Consider the following 14,725-nt stretch of genomic DNA (forward strand, 5'->3'; position numbering starts at 1 on the left):
GGAGCCTACCTACCGCGCGCCCGTTAGACTCGCGCACATGATTGACCTGAAGCTTCTGCGTGCCGAGCCCGATGTTGTCCGAGCCAGCCAGCGTGCTCGCGGCGACGACCCCGCTGTCGTGGACCAGGTGCTCGAAGCGGACTCAGAGCAGCGTGCTGCGCTGACCGAGTTTGAGGCCAAGCGCGCCGAACAGAAGTCGCTGGGCAAGCAGGTCGCGCAGGCGCAGGGCGATGAGAAGCAACAGCTTCTCGCGCACACCAGGGAGCTTGCAGCTGAGGTGAAGAGCCTTCAAGCGACGGCCGATGCTGCAGCCAAGCGGGCGGTCGAGCTTGCCCGGTCCTTGGGTAACGTCCCCGAGCTGGGTGTGCCCTCCGGTGGCGAGGACAACTTCACGGTCCTGCGTCACGAAGGCACACCGCGCGACTTCGTAGCCGAGGGCATCGAGGTGCAGGACCACCTGGCGATCGGCGAAGGCCTCAAAGCCATCGACATGGAGCGCGGAGCAAAGGTCTCCGGCGCGCGCTTCTACTTCCTCACCGGCGTGGGTGCCCAGCTTGAGTTGGCGATCCTCAACGCCGCGATGAACCTTGCCGCCGAGCGTGGCTTCAGTCCCATGATTACGCCCACCCTGGTGCGCCCCGAGACGATGGCCGGCACCGGCTTCCTTGGCCAGCACTCCGATGAGATCTACTTCCTGGAGCGCGACGAGCTGTACCTCGTGGGCACCTCCGAGGTCGCGCTGGCCGGCTACCACTCGGACGAGATCATCGACCTCAGCGACGGCCCCCTCCGCTATGCCGGCTGGAGCGCCTGCTACCGCCGCGAGGCCGGGTCGGCCGGTCGCGATACCCGCGGCATCATCCGTGTGCACCAGTTCCACAAGGTGGAGATGTTCTCTTACGCCCATGCGGAGGATGCGGCGGCGGAGCACGAGCGCTTCCTGTCCATCGAGGAGGAGATGCTCAACGCCCTTGAGTTGCCCTATCGCGTGATTGACACTGCGGCAGGCGACTTGGGTTCTTCCGCCGCGCGCAAGTTCGACTGCGAGGCGTGGCTCCCCAGCCAGGAGCGCTGGATGGAGGTCACCTCGACCTCGAACTGCACCACGTATCAGGCACGCCGCCTCGCGATCCGTGAGCGCGTGGATAAGGGCACCACGCCCGTCGCCACGATCAACGGCACCATCGGTACCACCCGGTGGCTGGTCGCACTGCTGGAGAACCACCAGCAGGCAGACGGCTCGGTCTACGTGCCTGAGTTGCTGCGCCCGTACTTGGGCGGCCGTGAGGTTCTCACGCCCGTCAAGTAGAGCCGATGCTGGCTTGAGTTGCGCGCCAGCGTCACCAAGTTGTCACTGGGCCGTCGTAGGCTCGAGTCATGAGTCCGGCCCTCGAAGACATGAATCCGCCGCTCGGTCCCGACACGTGGAGGCTTCTAGGCCTCGACATTGACGGCACCGTGATGCACTGGGGAGGGGAGATCTCCCCATCGATTGTGCGAGCGATCGAGCAGGTGCGGATGTGCCGCAATCACGTGATCCTGTCGACGGGACGCAACATCGTCGCGACCCTGCCGGTTGCAGAGCAACTGGGGATCCGTCGCGGTTGGGCGGTGTGCTCCAACGGCGCCGTCACGATTCGCTTGAACCCCGCCACTCCCGGTGGCTACGACATTGTCGAGACGGTGACATTCAACCCGCGGGCGGCTCTGGAGCTCATCCGTGCGGAGATGCCTGACGCATTCTTCGCCGTGGAGGACCTGGGCGTGGGATTCCGCGTCAGCCGCGAGTTCCCGATGGGGGAGCTCGTGGGGCGGCAGCGGGTGGTCGACGACTTCGACGAGCTTTCTCATGAGGAGGCAACGCGCGTCGTGATTCGGGCACCGGGTGCAGATGTAAGTCATTTCGATGACTTAGTTCACCGCATTGGCCTCAACGATGTGACCTACGCCGTCGGGTACTCAGCGTGGCTCGACCTCACCCCGCCCGGGGTGACCAAAGCCTCGGCCCTCGAAGCGCTGCGCCGCAAGCTCGGGATCTATCCCGACCACACGGTGGCCGTCGGCGACGGGAACAACGACATCGACATGCTGAGGTGGGCGGGTCAATCTGCCGCGATGGGTAGCGCCCCCCGTGAAGTCATGGAGGCGGCCGATGAAGTCGTGGCCTCAGTGGACGATGACGGGTTGCTGACGGTGTTGGACCGCATGATTGACCCCCAACGCCTGGCGGTTCTCTAGCCCCCAGGTGCACCGCGTCGCTATGGTGGCGCCATGACGTGGCTGACGACTCCTGCACATCACCGCTGGCTCGAGTCGGAAGGCTCGCGGCTCCTCGACTTTGGGCGAGGCAGCCGGCACCCCCGCGGCGGCTTCGGCGGCCTGGACGCACAGGGCGCTCTCGCTGACGACGCGGACGCGGAACTGTGGATCACGTGCCGCATGACGCACTGCTACTCCCTGGCAACTCTGATGGGCCGCCCCGGCGCCGCCGCCCTCGTGGACCACGGCATCGACGCGTTGCGCTCGCGACTGCGGGATGACGAGCACGGTGGCTGGTTCGCCGCTGTCGGTGCTGACGGCCCCACCAATGACCACAAGCAGGCCTACGCCCACGCGTTCGTGGTGCTGGCGGCCTCGTCCGCAACGGCAGCGGGCCGCCCCGAGGCGCGTGACCTCCTCGACGAGGCGCTCGAGGTCATCGAAACCCGCTTCTGGGACGAGGACGCCGGCACAACGCGTGAGGACTTCGCCCGCGATTGGGCAGACCTCGAGGACTACCGCGGCCTGAACTCGACGATGCACATGGTCGAAGCCTTCCTGGCCGCCGCGGATGTCACGGGTGACCGGGTCTGGCTGGACCGCGCGACCCGCATTGTGGAGCGCGTTATGAATAGCCTGGCCCCCGCCCACGAGTGGCGCCTACCCGAGCACTTCACCTCCGACGGCGACGTGCTCCTGGGTTACAACGAGGAGGACCCCAAACACCCGTTCCGCCCGTTCGGCGCGACGATCGGGCACGGATTCGAGTGGGCACGGCTCACGGTCCAGTTGTCGATCGCGCTGCAGCAGCGCGGACTCGGTGCGCCCGAGTGGATGATGCCCGCCGCGAAGTCGCTCTACGATGCCTCAGCCCGCGACGGCTGGAACGTCGACGGCCAGCGCGGCTTCGTCTATACCGTGAACTGGGAGGGCGAGCCCGTGGTCCGCGAGCGCATGCACTGGGTGAGCGCTGAGGCGGTAGCGGCCTCCGCAGTGCTGTGGCGCGCGACCAAGATGCCCGTGTACGCGGAGAACTACCAGGAGTGGTGGGACTTTGTGGGTGACCACCATCTCGATCTTGAGGGCGGCTCGTGGTGGCACGAACTGGATCCCCAGCTCGAGGTTGCCGGCACTGTGTGGCCGGGCAAGGTGGACGTCTATCACGCACTGCAGGCGACGCTCATCCCGCGCCTGCCCGTCACGCCATCACTCGCGTCGTCGCTAGCGGCAGGCAACCTCGCCTGACCTCCAGCCCCGTTAGGGCGTCAGTACTAGCTTTCCGAAGACGTCCCCCGCGGCGAGCGCGTCGTGCGCCTCTTGCGCCTGCGCCAACGGGTAGGTCGTGTGAATCACCGGTGACACGTGTCCGGGCACGAGTGGCCAGACGTGTTGACGGACCGCCTCCACGATCGCGGCCTTCTCGTCATGGGGCCGAGACCGCAGCGTGGTGCCGATCACCCGGAGCCGGGACGCCAGCATCCTGCCCAGGTTAATCTCGCCGCGCGCACCCCGCTGCAGCCCGATGATCACGAGCGCGCCGCCCGTGGCGAGGCAGCGGAGGTTCGCGTCGAGCGCTCCCGCCCCCAGGACGTCAAGAACAATGTCGACCCGGCCGCCCTCCTGGATGCGCGCTACGACGTCATCGCTGCGGTAGTCAAGCGCGAGATCCGCGCCAAGTTCTTGGCATCGCGCGGCTCGCTCGGGGCCGCCAGCGGTCGAAACAACCTTCAAGCCCCGTGCCTTCCCGATCTGGATCGCGAGGCTGCCCACTCCGCCCGAGCCCCCGTGCACCAACATCGACTGCCCGGCCCGAGCATCGGCCGCCTGAAGGTTCGACCACACCGTGCAGGCCGCCTCCATGAGACCGCCCGCCGCGACCAGGTCCAGTCCTTCGGGAAGCGCGAGCGCGAGATCTTCGTGAACCGCGACCTGCTCGGCGTAACCCCCACCTGCGAGCAGTGCGACCACTCTGTCGCCGGGCCGATGCTTGCTCACCTTGGCGCCGACGCTTGCCACGGTGCCGCTCACCTCGAGGCCTGGCCATGAGGGGGCTCCGGGGGGCGGGGGATAGTGGCCCGCGGCCTGCAAGAGGTCGGCGCGATTGACTCCAGCACCGGCAACGTTGATCACAACGTCGAAGTCTCCGGGCTGTGGATCACTCGCCTCGGAAAGTGCCAACGTCCCGTTTGAAACGGCGTCTGACTGAGTGGAAATGATCACACCGGACTCCCAGGGTTTCGTGTCTTGTGGGTCACGTTATAGCGTGTCCTCACAACTAGGCCTCATCACCGGTCAAGGTTTGCGGCGGACGCGCCGATAACTGTGAGAGCCAGGACGGCAGTGACGTCGTCAGGGCTCATCCGCGGAGTGCGGGTGGTGATGGCTCGTGAGGGTGAGGGTAGATGCTCGACAGATTTGGTATTCGCGGCAAGGTGCTTGCTGTTGTTGCCGTGCCGATTCTTGTCCTCATCCTCGCTGCGGGCTTCATCGTTGCCCAGTCTGCGCAGTCGCTGAGCCAAGCTCGCGACGCTGAGCGAGTGCTCGACGTCCTCACCTCGATCCACGCCGTGCAGGACGACTTCCAGGCAGAGCGCTGGAACTCGACCAACTTTGTGCACTCCTTGCAGGACGGCCAGAACAAGTTGAGCGATGGCTACGCGTCGACCGACACCGCACTGGAAGACATTCAGGCGGACCTGGACGCGCTCGCAGCAGAGCCCGAGGTCACCGCGGAGGGGCCCTCCGTTGAGGAGATCACTGCGGAGATCAACTCCGCGATCGGCCGCTCGGACTCCGGCGACTACCTCCTAGCTCAGCGATCCGTCACGATCGGCGCCCCGACCGAAGAGTCTGGCGGGTGGGTGACCTTCCCCGCCGAGGACGAGATTGCCGGCATGCAGGACGGCTACGCAGCGGCGGCCGAGCAGATCGACGCGCTGTCCGAATCCCTGCCCGAGGAGTACGACCTCTCCGTCCCGCTGGCAGCTCTTGCCTTCCGTGTGAACAACGAGGCCACGCTGGCAACGGCGCTGTTTACCGAGCCGCAGACCTACCTTGCTGACTTGCAGACATCCCAGGCCGCCGTGAACTCTTCGGTTCAGCAGCTGGGTGTCGACTCTTCACTGCTCCAGGTGAACGCTGAGAACGAGCAGGCAATCGCCGTGCTGGCAGAGGCCGAAGAGGCGCTCGCAGACCTCCCGCAGGTGCGCCAGTCGGTCATGAACTCGACCGGTAACGTCTCGTTCCTCACGAACTACTACACGGGCGTGATCGACGCCACCGTGCGAAGCACCGCCGTGGTCAGTGTGACGATGGGTAACCCCGACATCGTGTCCCGTCTCCAGGCGTACGGAGACCTCGACCTCCTACTGGAGTCGATGCTCTTTGAAGAGACCGTGACGCAGCGCCTGATTCGCGCGGGAACCTTCCTCCCTGGTGAAGAAGCCCAGGTCCGTACGATGACCACGCGAACCGACATCGCGCTTGACTCGTCACAGCAGGCAAACTCCGGAATTGAGGGCGCTCCCGAGGTTCCCGGCTATGGCGCCTCCGCTGGCGACGTCGACGGCACCGCGGATTCCTTCGTATCCGTGCGAACCCAGGTCCTCACCGGTCTTGATGCATCGCTGGTGGGTTTGCGTGATGCCGACTGGCCCGCACAGGTTGACGCGGAAGCCGCGGTCTACACCGACCTGCGTACCGAGATGTGGGGCGAGGTCGAGGGCACCGCCTCGTCGGCACGTAACTCCGCCGTGCTCCAGACGGTTGTGACCGCCATCGCGGCTATCGTCATCATCGGCCTGTCGCTGCTAGTCGCACTTCTAATCGCACGCCGCATCGTTGGCCCGATGCGCCGCCTGACCACGACTGCAACCGCAGTGCGTACCGAGTTGCCGCGACTGGTGGAGCGAGTCGCTGTTCCTGGTGAAGACGTCGACGTGTCCGAAGTGCAGATTCCTGTGGAGTCGCAGGACGAAGTGGGACGTCTGGCAGAAGCCTTCAACTCGGTCAACGCGACCACCCTGTCGATCGCAGCCGAGCAGGCCGCTCTGCGTGGCTCCATCTCGGAGATGTTCGTTAACGTCGCCCGTCGCGACCAGGTGCTGCTGAACCGTCAGCTCGCCTCGATCGATGACATGGAGCGCACCGAGGATGACCCCGACACGCTGACCAAACTGTTCGCGCTGGACCACCTCGCGACGCGAATGCGCCGAAACTCCGAGTCGCTCCTGGTGCTTGCAGGCATCGACACCGGACGTCGTCTGCGCCGCCCCATGCCGCTGTCCGACGTGGTGCGTACGGCATCGTCGGAGATCGAGCTGTACGAGCGCGTCGACCTTGACCTTCACGATGACCCCGCCATGCTTGGTCACGCCGCGCTGAGCACCGCCCACCTGTTCGCGGAGCTGCTCGAGAACGCGACCGTGTTCTCCGACCCCGGTTCGCCCGTCGTCGTGCGCACCTCCCGCCAGGACGACCACTACGTCGTTGAGGTGATCGACGGGGGCATCGGCATGACCGAGTCCGAGCTCGCCCAGGCCAACGGCCGCGTGGGTTCGACTGCGGCATCGGAGATCCTGGGAGCCCAGCGACTGGGCCTGTTCGTGGTTGGTCGTATTGCTCGCCGCGTGGGTGCTTCCGTGCAGATCGCCTCGCAAGAGGGCGAAGGGACGGTCGCCACCGTCCTGCTGCCCGCCTCGCTCTTCGTGACCGAAGCGGAACTGCCCGGTGACTCGGCGCCCGCGCCAGCATCGGCCCCCGCTCAGTCCTCAAGTGCACCCGAGCCTGCCCGTTCCGTTGCACCGCCGACCGGTGCTGCAGCGCCGGCCGCGCTTGCTGGAGCCGCCTACGCCCCCGCCGCGATGGAAGAGGGCGCGAGCCTGACCGGCCGCGGTGGCGACGACATGCCGACGCGTGGCACGGCTGCCCCTGCTGGCGACGGCAACTCGATCGACGACCTGATCGCAGCCGACGCCGCAGCGGCCCCACAGGCCGAGCCCGCCAATATCGAGGAACTCACCGAGGGTTCAAGCGACGCGGGTCTGCCGACGCGCCGTCGCCGTTCCGCGCCGGATGCCGCCGATGCTGAGCGCGAGCGCACCTCGGTGGTGGGCCTTCCCGCCCGCGCCACGGATGCTCAGCTGTCCGCGCTCGCCGCAGAAGCTAATGACTCCTTCATGCCATCTGTACCGGCCGCGGAGATCGCGCCGCAGTCGGCCGAGGAACGCGCATCGATGTTCCGCGGCTTCCGCTCACGCCGCGAGACCGAGGGCGAGATGGACGCCAGCGCGTCGCCGCTGCCCAGCCGCCGCAAGGTTGAGTCTGAGCCCGAGGTCGACGACTTCGCCGTGCCGGGCCTCGAGGACGATTCGCCGGCGCACGGTGGCGAAGGCAACGAAGACGAGTCTGGATTTGGTGCAGGAGCGGCCGCTGGTGCCGCCGCTGCGGGAGCCGCCGCGTTCTCCGCAGCCGCCTTCTTCGGTGGCCGCGACAACGATGCCGCACCTTCGCAGCCCAGCACACAGGCAGATGAGCCAGCCGCTGAATCGGCTCCTGAGGCTTCGGAGTATGTGCCAGCGCAGGAGGCAATCGAGGACGAGGCTCCGGCCGCGCCTGAGCCTCAGCCTGAGCCCGAGCCCACGTACGACCTGGAGCCCGATGCGGCCGCTGGCGTCGCAGGTTTCCGCATGCCGAAGTTCGATGCCGCCACGACGGGGCAGTTCGCCGCCATCCGCGACGATGAACCGGCTCCGGAGCCCTACGCCACGGCTGTTGCCGACGAGGCACCTTTCGTCCCAGGCGCCGCTGACTCCGCGCCTGAGGCCGAGGCTTCGCCGTTCGACTCTGCGCCAGAGCCTGCCCAGGTTCCCGTGTGGGCACGCACCGAGCAGGAGACTCAGGGCGACGCCGAGGCTTTCGTGGTCCCGACGCTTGAGGACGACGAGGAGTACCCCGCGCCCGCGGTGGACGAGTCCCCGGCCCCTAACCCGTTCGCACCTGTCTTCGCGGCTGAGGACGCTCTTGTAGCGGACGAGCCTGAAACCGAGGCGGAGTTCGCTCAGCAGCCAGAAATGCCGGCTGAGCCCTCGCCCTTCGCGCCATCTGCAGAGGTTCCCTCCTTCGAGGAGCCGGCCGCCGTTGAGTCCCCGGCACCCGCCGAAGATCAGGGCCCGTTCCCGTTCTCGGCGCCTCAGCCCAAGGCCCCCGAGCCAGTGCAGGAGTACTCGGCACCAGAGGCGGCAGTCGCGCCAGCACCCTGGACGCGCAGTGCAACGCCAGCTTCCGCAGCGTCGGCCGCGCCTGTTGCACCGAACTCGGCCGACTCGCCACAGTTGGATGCACTTATCCAAAGCGCGGTGGAGGACGACCACCAGCCGGGGTTCTTCTCGCGCCTGTTTGGCCGTGGCAAGAGCAACGCGGAAGCTGCGCCTCCAGTCCAGGAAAGCCCAGCATCGGCCGCTCCCGTCTTCACGCCCGTGACGGGCGCTGCACCGGCGCCCCAAGCGCCCGAGGCGGAGCCGGCCCAGGCGCCCGCCGAGCCTGCGTCAGAAGCCCCCACGAAGGAGCCTCAGCGCGCATCGTTCATGCCTGCTGCGCCTCAGCCCGAAGCCAGCTCGGCCCCGGAGCCGTGGGCGCAGTCGGCCTCGACGTTCGAGCCCGAGCCCGAGCCCCAGCCCGCGGCACCTTCGCAGCCATCGGTGTCGTCCTTCGAGCCTGCGCCGCAAGCGTTTGAGCCTGCCCCGCAGGCATTCGCCCCCGCTCCCCAGTCATTCGAGCCGGATCCTGCGCCAGCGACAGAGCAGCAGGCACCGGCCGCAGACGCTTTCGGTGACAGCCCCGCGTCCTTCACCCCGGATGACTTGGCTCGCGCCACTGGCTGGGAAGCGGCAGGACAGAACGCCCTCCAGGCGTCCGAGCCCGAGCCCGGTGGCGGTTATCAGCCGATCATCCAGCCGGAACCTCTGGCGGATGACGAACCCGATATGACGTCGGCAGTGTTCTCGGAACTGTCCTCGTTGGCAGCCGAGCGTCCTAAGGTTGAGAAGACCCGGGCGGGGCTCCAGAAGCGCCGTCCGGCGAGCGCTCCGCCAGTCGAAGTGAAGCCTCTCGAGGCCGAACCGCAGCCCCAGGGCACAGGTGATGCCCCCGAGCGTGACGCGGATGCCGTGCGCGAACGGTTCAGTTCCTTCTACTCTGGCACTCAGCGGGCTCGCTCGGACGTTGAGGCAATGGATCAAGACCCGAGCAATCCTGGATCAGGGCACTAGCCGCTGATGCATACGTATACCCCCACTACCGGCTCTCCCACAGGGGAGCAGCTACCTCAAGGAGGACCAGTGACCGAGCTGAGTACGGAGGCCACCAACTTTGGATGGCTCCTGGACAACTTTGTCCAGACGGTGCCCGGCACCCGCCACACGCTTGTCGTTAGTGCTGACGGCCTGCTCATGGCGATGTCGAAGAATCTTGACCGGACCGGTGGCGACACGCTCGCCGCAGTCGTGTCCGGTATGGCGAGCTTGACCCGTGGAGCTGCACGTCAGCTCCAGGCGGGCGAGGTCCGTCAGTCCATCATCGAGATGGACGAACTGTTCCTGTTCCTGATGAGCGTGTCCAACGGTTCTGTGCTGGCCGTGGCCGCTGACTCCACCTGCGACGTGGGCCTGGTTGGCTATGAGATGACGCTGCTGGTGTCGCGCACCGAGAACGCGCTGACCCCGCAACTGATCACCGAAATGCGCCAGAACCTCCCCACCGACGGTGAGATTCGCGCGTAGGGCGATTCCATGAGCGACCAGTCCTACGAGGATGAGGCCTACACGGTCCGGCCTTACGCCGTGACCGGTGGCCGGGTCAGTGCTGCCAGTAAGGATCTCCCCATGGAGGCCCTCGTGGAGGCACGCTCGGACGCACAGACTTTGAAGGGGCTGACCCCGGAGAAGAAAAAGATCCTGCAGCTTGCTGCAGGTCAATATCAATCCATCGCCGAGCTCTCCGCTCACACCCGGCTGCCGCTGGGCGTGGTGCGAGTGCTGGTGACGGATCTTGCTACTGCTCAATACATTGTGATTCACACCGGCGGCACGGTGGAAGACTCGTCGACACATGACGAGTCGGGTGGCCTGTCGCTCAGTCTTCTGGAGAGTGTCCTTGATGGCATCGCAGCCCTCTGACGCCGCGGTCGCGCCTAGCGCCGCACACGTTGCTCCTACGGTCGTCAAGATCGTTATCGCCGGCGGATTCGCCGTGGGTAAGACGACCTTCATCGGCTCGATCTCGGACATCGACCCCCTCAACACCGAGGCGGCGATGACTGAGAAGTCGATCGGAGTTGACGACGCTGGCGGCGTCACTGACCGCAAGACCACCACGACGGTCGCGATGGACTTCGGTCGTATCGCACTGCCTGGTTCGCTGTGGCTGTACCTGTTCGGTACGCCGGGACAGGACCGCTTCCTGTTCATGTGGGACGACCTGGTGCGCGGCGCAATTGGTGCTGTCGTGCTCGTGGACACCGAGCGTCTCGAGCAGTGCTTCCCCGCGGTGGACTACTTCGAGGGCCGCGGCGTACCGTTCATCGTGTGCGTGAACTGCTTCGACGGTGTTGCTCGCCACAAGCTTGAGGATGTCCGCGAGGCTTTGGGCATCCCCGAGAACGTGCCGATGATGTACACCGACGCCCGTGAGAAGTCTGCGACCAAGCAGGCCCTCATTGCCGTTGTCCAGCTTGCAATGCGCCAGCTCCAGGGGAGCTGACCCACAAGCGGCCGGTGCGCGCGCAATGGCGCGTGCGCATCGGCTTCACTTCGGGCATATCCTGTGACGCGTGATCTACCTCGACGGCTCCGCCCTGTGCAGGTTCCTGCCAGGCGTGCGTTATTTCGAAGAGTTCAGTCAGTGGATCCTCCCGCGGCTGGACCAGGTAGCGACCACCCAGTTGGGTTTGACCGAAGTGCGCCAAGCGGCCGAGTTGTATCCGCGTGAGGAGAAGTCCCGCGCTTTCGGTGTGGTGGAGCAGATCCGCACCAAGGTCCCGGTGATCCGCTTCTCTGACCAGAACGTCGGTATCTCAACCCACGCATCGGCCGTCCTGAGGCCTTTTGCCGCGCTCCACCTCGGCGCAGCCGTCGCGCACCCACAGATCGACACGATTGCGACGTACGATGCGGACCTCGCGAAGGTCGCGGAAATCTACGAACTGAGCGTCGTTTCGCCAGGAATGCCTCAGGGCTGGCACAATGGCACGGCTGGGGTGTAAGCCCTACGGGAGAGTTGACCGAGCGGCCGAAGGTGACGGTCTTGAAAACCGTTGAGGCGTTTTAGCGTCTCCGTGGGTTCGAATCCCACACTCTCCGCCCACGTGGCATCGGCCGATGCCACCGCGAGCCGGGTCCCTCGGGGCCCGGCTTTCGTGTTTCTGATGGTCTTCAGGGCCGATGCTGGCGACAGTCGCGGTGGGGAGGCGGGGTGCCGCTTTGCTCCCTAAGCCGTGCGACCGGTACCCTGTTCTCGCACCACTCATGGAGACGTGACTGAGCGGCCGAAAGTGCATCCCTGCTAAGGATGTGATGGGGTAACCCATCCGTGGGTTCGAATCCCACCGTCTCCGCTGCCACGAGGGCAGTGCCGGAGAGTGTCCATAGGGCACTTGAAAGCCTGTATACTCGTGTCTCGGCCCTGATGGGTCACGCGCCCGTAGCTCAACGGATAGAGCATCTGACTACGGATCAGAAGGTTGGGGGTTCGAATCCCTCCGGGCGCGCAGATGACGCCCTCGCTGCTTTTGCGGCGGGGGCGTTTTGCGCTTTATGCGGCCGGCGAAGGGTCCGTTCCGTGCTCACCGCCCGCATGTCATTGGCAACACACTTGGGTGTTGGCGGTAGCCACAATGACATGACCAACCGGTGTCTCGGCATGGGCGTTGGCCGGAATGGGCCTTGCAATCGAGTCCGCGCGCCGACGTCGCTAACCACGCGGCGTGTGAGGCGGCGGCGCAGACCGCCCGTGCTCGAATAGGGCAAGGTGCTATCCCACAGCACCCCCTATCGGGCAATGGCGGAAGTCTTGCGCCGCCGTCGGCGTTATCTCCCATAAGGCGCTCCGTTGTCCAAGGACGGGCACGGCGCAGAGTCGAGCGACCAGGGAGGAAGCATGACGCAGCAGGACTATCTCAAGGCGGTCCGACCATGCGCGCGCTGACGTGGCAGGGGCGTGAAGACGTCCAAGTGCAGACCGTTCCCGATCCCGAGATCCTCGAGCCCACCGATGCCATCATCCGGGTTACTTCCACAGCAATTTGTGGATCGGACCTGCACCTGTATTCGGTTCTAGGTGCGTACTTGTCGCCTGGGGATATCTTGGGGCACGAGTCCATGGGCATCGTCGAAGAAGTGGGAAAAGACGCCAGTCGATTGTCTCCAGGAGACCGGGTCGTGGTGCCCTTCGGGATCGCTTGTGGCCACTGCTTCATGTGCCGAAGGGGACTGCACTCGCAGTGTGAAACCACCCAGGTGACCTCGGAAGCTAAGGGCGCGGCCCTGTTCGGCTACACCCGGATGTACGGCTCGGTCCCCGGCGGCCAGGCAGAGTACCTGCGGGTTCCGCAGGCCCACGCAGGACCAGTGGTAGTGCCCGATGACGGAGCACCCGACGAGCGCTACCTCTACCTCTCAGACGTCATGCCCACCGCGTGGCAGGCGGTTGAGTATGCCGAAGTGCCTGACGGCGGCACCGTCGCGGTCGTGGGATTGGGCCCGATCGGCCAGATGGCCGCGCGCATTGCGCGCTACCGCGGGGCTAGCCAGGTCATTGGCATCGACTCTGTTCCAGAGCGGTTGGCCATGGCGAGACGCCACGGGATCGACGTGGTGGACGCTACAGACACCGACGACGTGATCGCTGCAGTACGGGAACGCACGTCAGGGCGCGGCGTCGATGGGGCGATCGATGCAGTGGGTATGGAGGCCCACGGATCTCCGATTGCTCACGCTGGCCACGCCGTGGTGAGTCGGCTCCCCGATGCGGTGGCGGAACCACTGATCGAGCATGCGGCTATTGACCGTCTCGACGCCCTGCTGACGGCTATCTCGCTCGCAAGGCGTGGTGGCACGGTCTCCGTGGTGGGGGTTTACGGGGGCGCTGTCGATCCACTGCCGATGATGGAGATCTTCGATCGCCAGCTCACGCTGCGGTTTGGCCAAGCGAATGTTCACCGGTGGATGCCGGACCTAGTTCCGCTGGCGTCAGACCCCACGGACCCACTGGGCGTCCTGGACCTGCGCACACACCGAGTGCCGCTTGACGATGCTGCGGCGGCGTACGAGATGTTCCAGAAGAAGCAGGATGGATGCATCAAGGTCGTCCTTGATCCCACCGAGTCGCCTACGAAGGACGTTGGAGAGAAGTCATGAAGGTCGTGGTCGTTGGTGCGAGCGGCAACGCCGGGACCGGTCTATTGCGTGCCCTTCGCGGCGCTGCCGAAGTTACTGAGGTCGTGGGCGTGGCCCGGCGAGTCCCCAGAGCTAGGCCGCCGGAGCCGTACGACCTGGCCGACTGGGTAGCGGCGGATGTCGCCGCGCCAGACGGTGAGGCGGTCGTGTCCACGTTGGAATCCGCCATGCAAGGGGCCGATGCCGTGGTTCACCTCGCGTGGGCAATCCAGCCCAATCACAACCGTGCGCTCTTGCGGAAGACTAACGTCGCCGGTACGGCCCGCGTCCTCAACGCTGCGAGGCGTGCCGGGGTGCCACACGTCATCGTCGCGTCCTCTGTGGGCGCGTACTCGCCCGCTCACGACGACGATCTGCACGACGAGGTGTGGCCCGTTCACGGCATACCGGCGTCCGAGTACAGCGTCGACAAGGCCGATGTGGAGGCGGTCCTGAACGCCTTCGAGGCCGACAACCCCAGCGTCATGGTCACCCGGCTGCGGCCTGCGCTGATCTTCCAGCGTGACGCAGGGTCGCAAATGACGCGTTATTTCTTGGGCAGGTGGATGCCGGGATCCGCATTCACGGGACGCTTGCCAGTATTGCCGTGGCCGACGGGTCTGCGGCTCCAAGCGGTCCACGCCGATGACATTGGCCATGCGTACCTCGCCGCCATTCGCCATAGTTCAGGAGGCGCCTTCAATATTGCGGCGGACGGTGTCCTCGCAGCAGACGAGGTGGCAGGGGTCCTCGCAGGAGGGCGATGGGCCAACGTGCCCGTCCCCGCCGCTCGTGCAGCCGTGTCAGCGGGCTGGAACTCGCGTGTACTACCCGTGAGCCCTGGGTGGATTGATATGGGTAGCGGCGCGCCATTGATGGACACCTATCTGGCGCGGCGCAAGCTGGGATGGGCGCCGCAGTACTCCGCCCAGCAAGCGCTCACCGAGGTAGTTGGAGGCATTCGTGACTCGGCCGGAACTGCCAGTCCGCCGTTGCGTCCGCGAACGCCGCATAGGTCTCCATCGGGTTAGAGTCGA

The 14,725-nt window shown here is 65.9% G+C and carries 11 protein-coding genes, 3 tRNA genes and 1 pseudogene; 14 read left to right on the plus strand and 1 reads right to left on the minus strand.

Annotated features, from left to right (window positions below):
* Nucleotides 1-37 precede the first annotated feature (37 nt).
* The 3 genes from serS to AOP74_RS05835 all read left to right on the plus strand — a co-directional run bounded on the left by serS (nucleotide 38) and on the right by AOP74_RS05835 (nucleotide 3,504).
* Complete coding sequence (gene serS / locus AOP74_RS05825) at nucleotides 38-1,309, plus strand: serine--tRNA ligase (RefSeq protein ID WP_061961385.1); 1,272 nt, start codon at nucleotides 38-40, stop codon at nucleotides 1,307-1,309.
* A gap of 68 nt (nucleotides 1,310-1,377) precedes the next feature.
* Nucleotides 1,378-2,238: an HAD family hydrolase gene (locus AOP74_RS05830; protein WP_236683728.1), complete on the plus strand. Its 861-nt coding sequence runs from the start codon at nucleotides 1,378-1,380 to the stop codon at nucleotides 2,236-2,238.
* A gap of 33 nt (nucleotides 2,239-2,271) precedes the next feature.
* A complete protein-coding gene (locus AOP74_RS05835) occupies nucleotides 2,272-3,504 on the plus strand; it encodes an AGE family epimerase/isomerase (protein WP_061961387.1) in 1,233 nt (410 codons plus the stop codon).
* A gap of 12 nt (nucleotides 3,505-3,516) precedes the next feature.
* Here AOP74_RS05835 and AOP74_RS05840 read toward each other — a convergent pair whose 3' ends face one another.
* Nucleotides 3,517-4,479 (minus strand): NAD(P)H-quinone oxidoreductase, encoded by a 963-nt coding sequence (locus AOP74_RS05840; RefSeq protein WP_061961388.1) that lies wholly within the window; start codon nucleotides 4,477-4,479, stop codon nucleotides 3,517-3,519.
* A gap of 182 nt (nucleotides 4,480-4,661) precedes the next feature.
* Here AOP74_RS05840 and AOP74_RS05845 point away from each other — a divergent pair, with 182 nt between their 5' ends.
* From AOP74_RS05845 to AOP74_RS05890, 11 genes and pseudogenes are all read left to right on the plus strand, one after another.
* A complete protein-coding gene (locus AOP74_RS05845) occupies nucleotides 4,662-9,527 on the plus strand; it encodes an ATP-binding protein (protein ID WP_061961389.1) in 4,866 nt (1,621 codons plus the stop codon).
* Nucleotides 9,528-9,596: 69 nt separating this feature from the next.
* Complete coding sequence (locus AOP74_RS05850) at nucleotides 9,597-10,037, plus strand: roadblock/LC7 domain-containing protein (protein ID WP_061961390.1); 441 nt, start codon at nucleotides 9,597-9,599, stop codon at nucleotides 10,035-10,037.
* Nucleotides 10,038-10,046: 9 nt separating this feature from the next.
* On the plus strand, nucleotides 10,047-10,433 hold the full coding sequence (locus AOP74_RS05855) for a DUF742 domain-containing protein (RefSeq protein ID WP_061961391.1): 387 nt from the start codon (nucleotides 10,047-10,049) through the stop codon (nucleotides 10,431-10,433).
* Nucleotides 10,414-11,016, plus strand: coding sequence for a GTP-binding protein (locus AOP74_RS05860; RefSeq protein ID WP_061961392.1), 603 nt, complete (start codon nucleotides 10,414-10,416; stop codon nucleotides 11,014-11,016). Before AOP74_RS05855 ends, AOP74_RS05860 begins: the two co-directional genes overlap by 20 nt.
* 70 nt (nucleotides 11,017-11,086) lie before the next feature.
* Nucleotides 11,087-11,518: a type II toxin-antitoxin system VapC family toxin gene (locus AOP74_RS05865; protein ID WP_061961393.1), complete on the plus strand. Its 432-nt coding sequence runs from the start codon at nucleotides 11,087-11,089 to the stop codon at nucleotides 11,516-11,518.
* An 8-nt stretch (nucleotides 11,519-11,526) separates the two neighbouring features.
* A tRNA-Ser gene (locus AOP74_RS05870) sits at nucleotides 11,527-11,615 on the plus strand.
* A 167-nt stretch (nucleotides 11,616-11,782) separates the two neighbouring features.
* Nucleotides 11,783-11,869, plus strand: a tRNA-Ser gene (locus AOP74_RS05875).
* An 80-nt stretch (nucleotides 11,870-11,949) separates the two neighbouring features.
* Nucleotides 11,950-12,022, plus strand: a tRNA-Arg gene (locus AOP74_RS05880).
* Between the two features lie 141 nt (nucleotides 12,023-12,163).
* A pseudogene (locus AOP74_RS12430) lies at nucleotides 12,164-12,229 on the plus strand (hypothetical protein); the annotation flags it as partial.
* A 217-nt stretch (nucleotides 12,230-12,446) separates the two neighbouring features.
* The gene (locus AOP74_RS05885; protein ID WP_061961394.1) at nucleotides 12,447-13,670 is read left to right on the plus strand and encodes a zinc-dependent alcohol dehydrogenase; all 1,224 of its coding nucleotides are present in this window, start codon (nucleotides 12,447-12,449) and stop codon (nucleotides 13,668-13,670) included.
* Nucleotides 13,667-14,719: an NAD-dependent epimerase/dehydratase family protein gene (locus AOP74_RS05890; protein WP_061961395.1), complete on the plus strand. Its 1,053-nt coding sequence runs from the start codon at nucleotides 13,667-13,669 to the stop codon at nucleotides 14,717-14,719. Before AOP74_RS05885 ends, AOP74_RS05890 begins: the two co-directional genes overlap by 4 nt.
* Nucleotides 14,720-14,725: the final 6 nt, after the last annotated feature.

The organism is Demequina flava (assembly GCF_000975035.1).
GTDB lineage: Bacteria > Actinomycetota > Actinomycetes > Actinomycetales > Demequinaceae > Demequina > Demequina flava.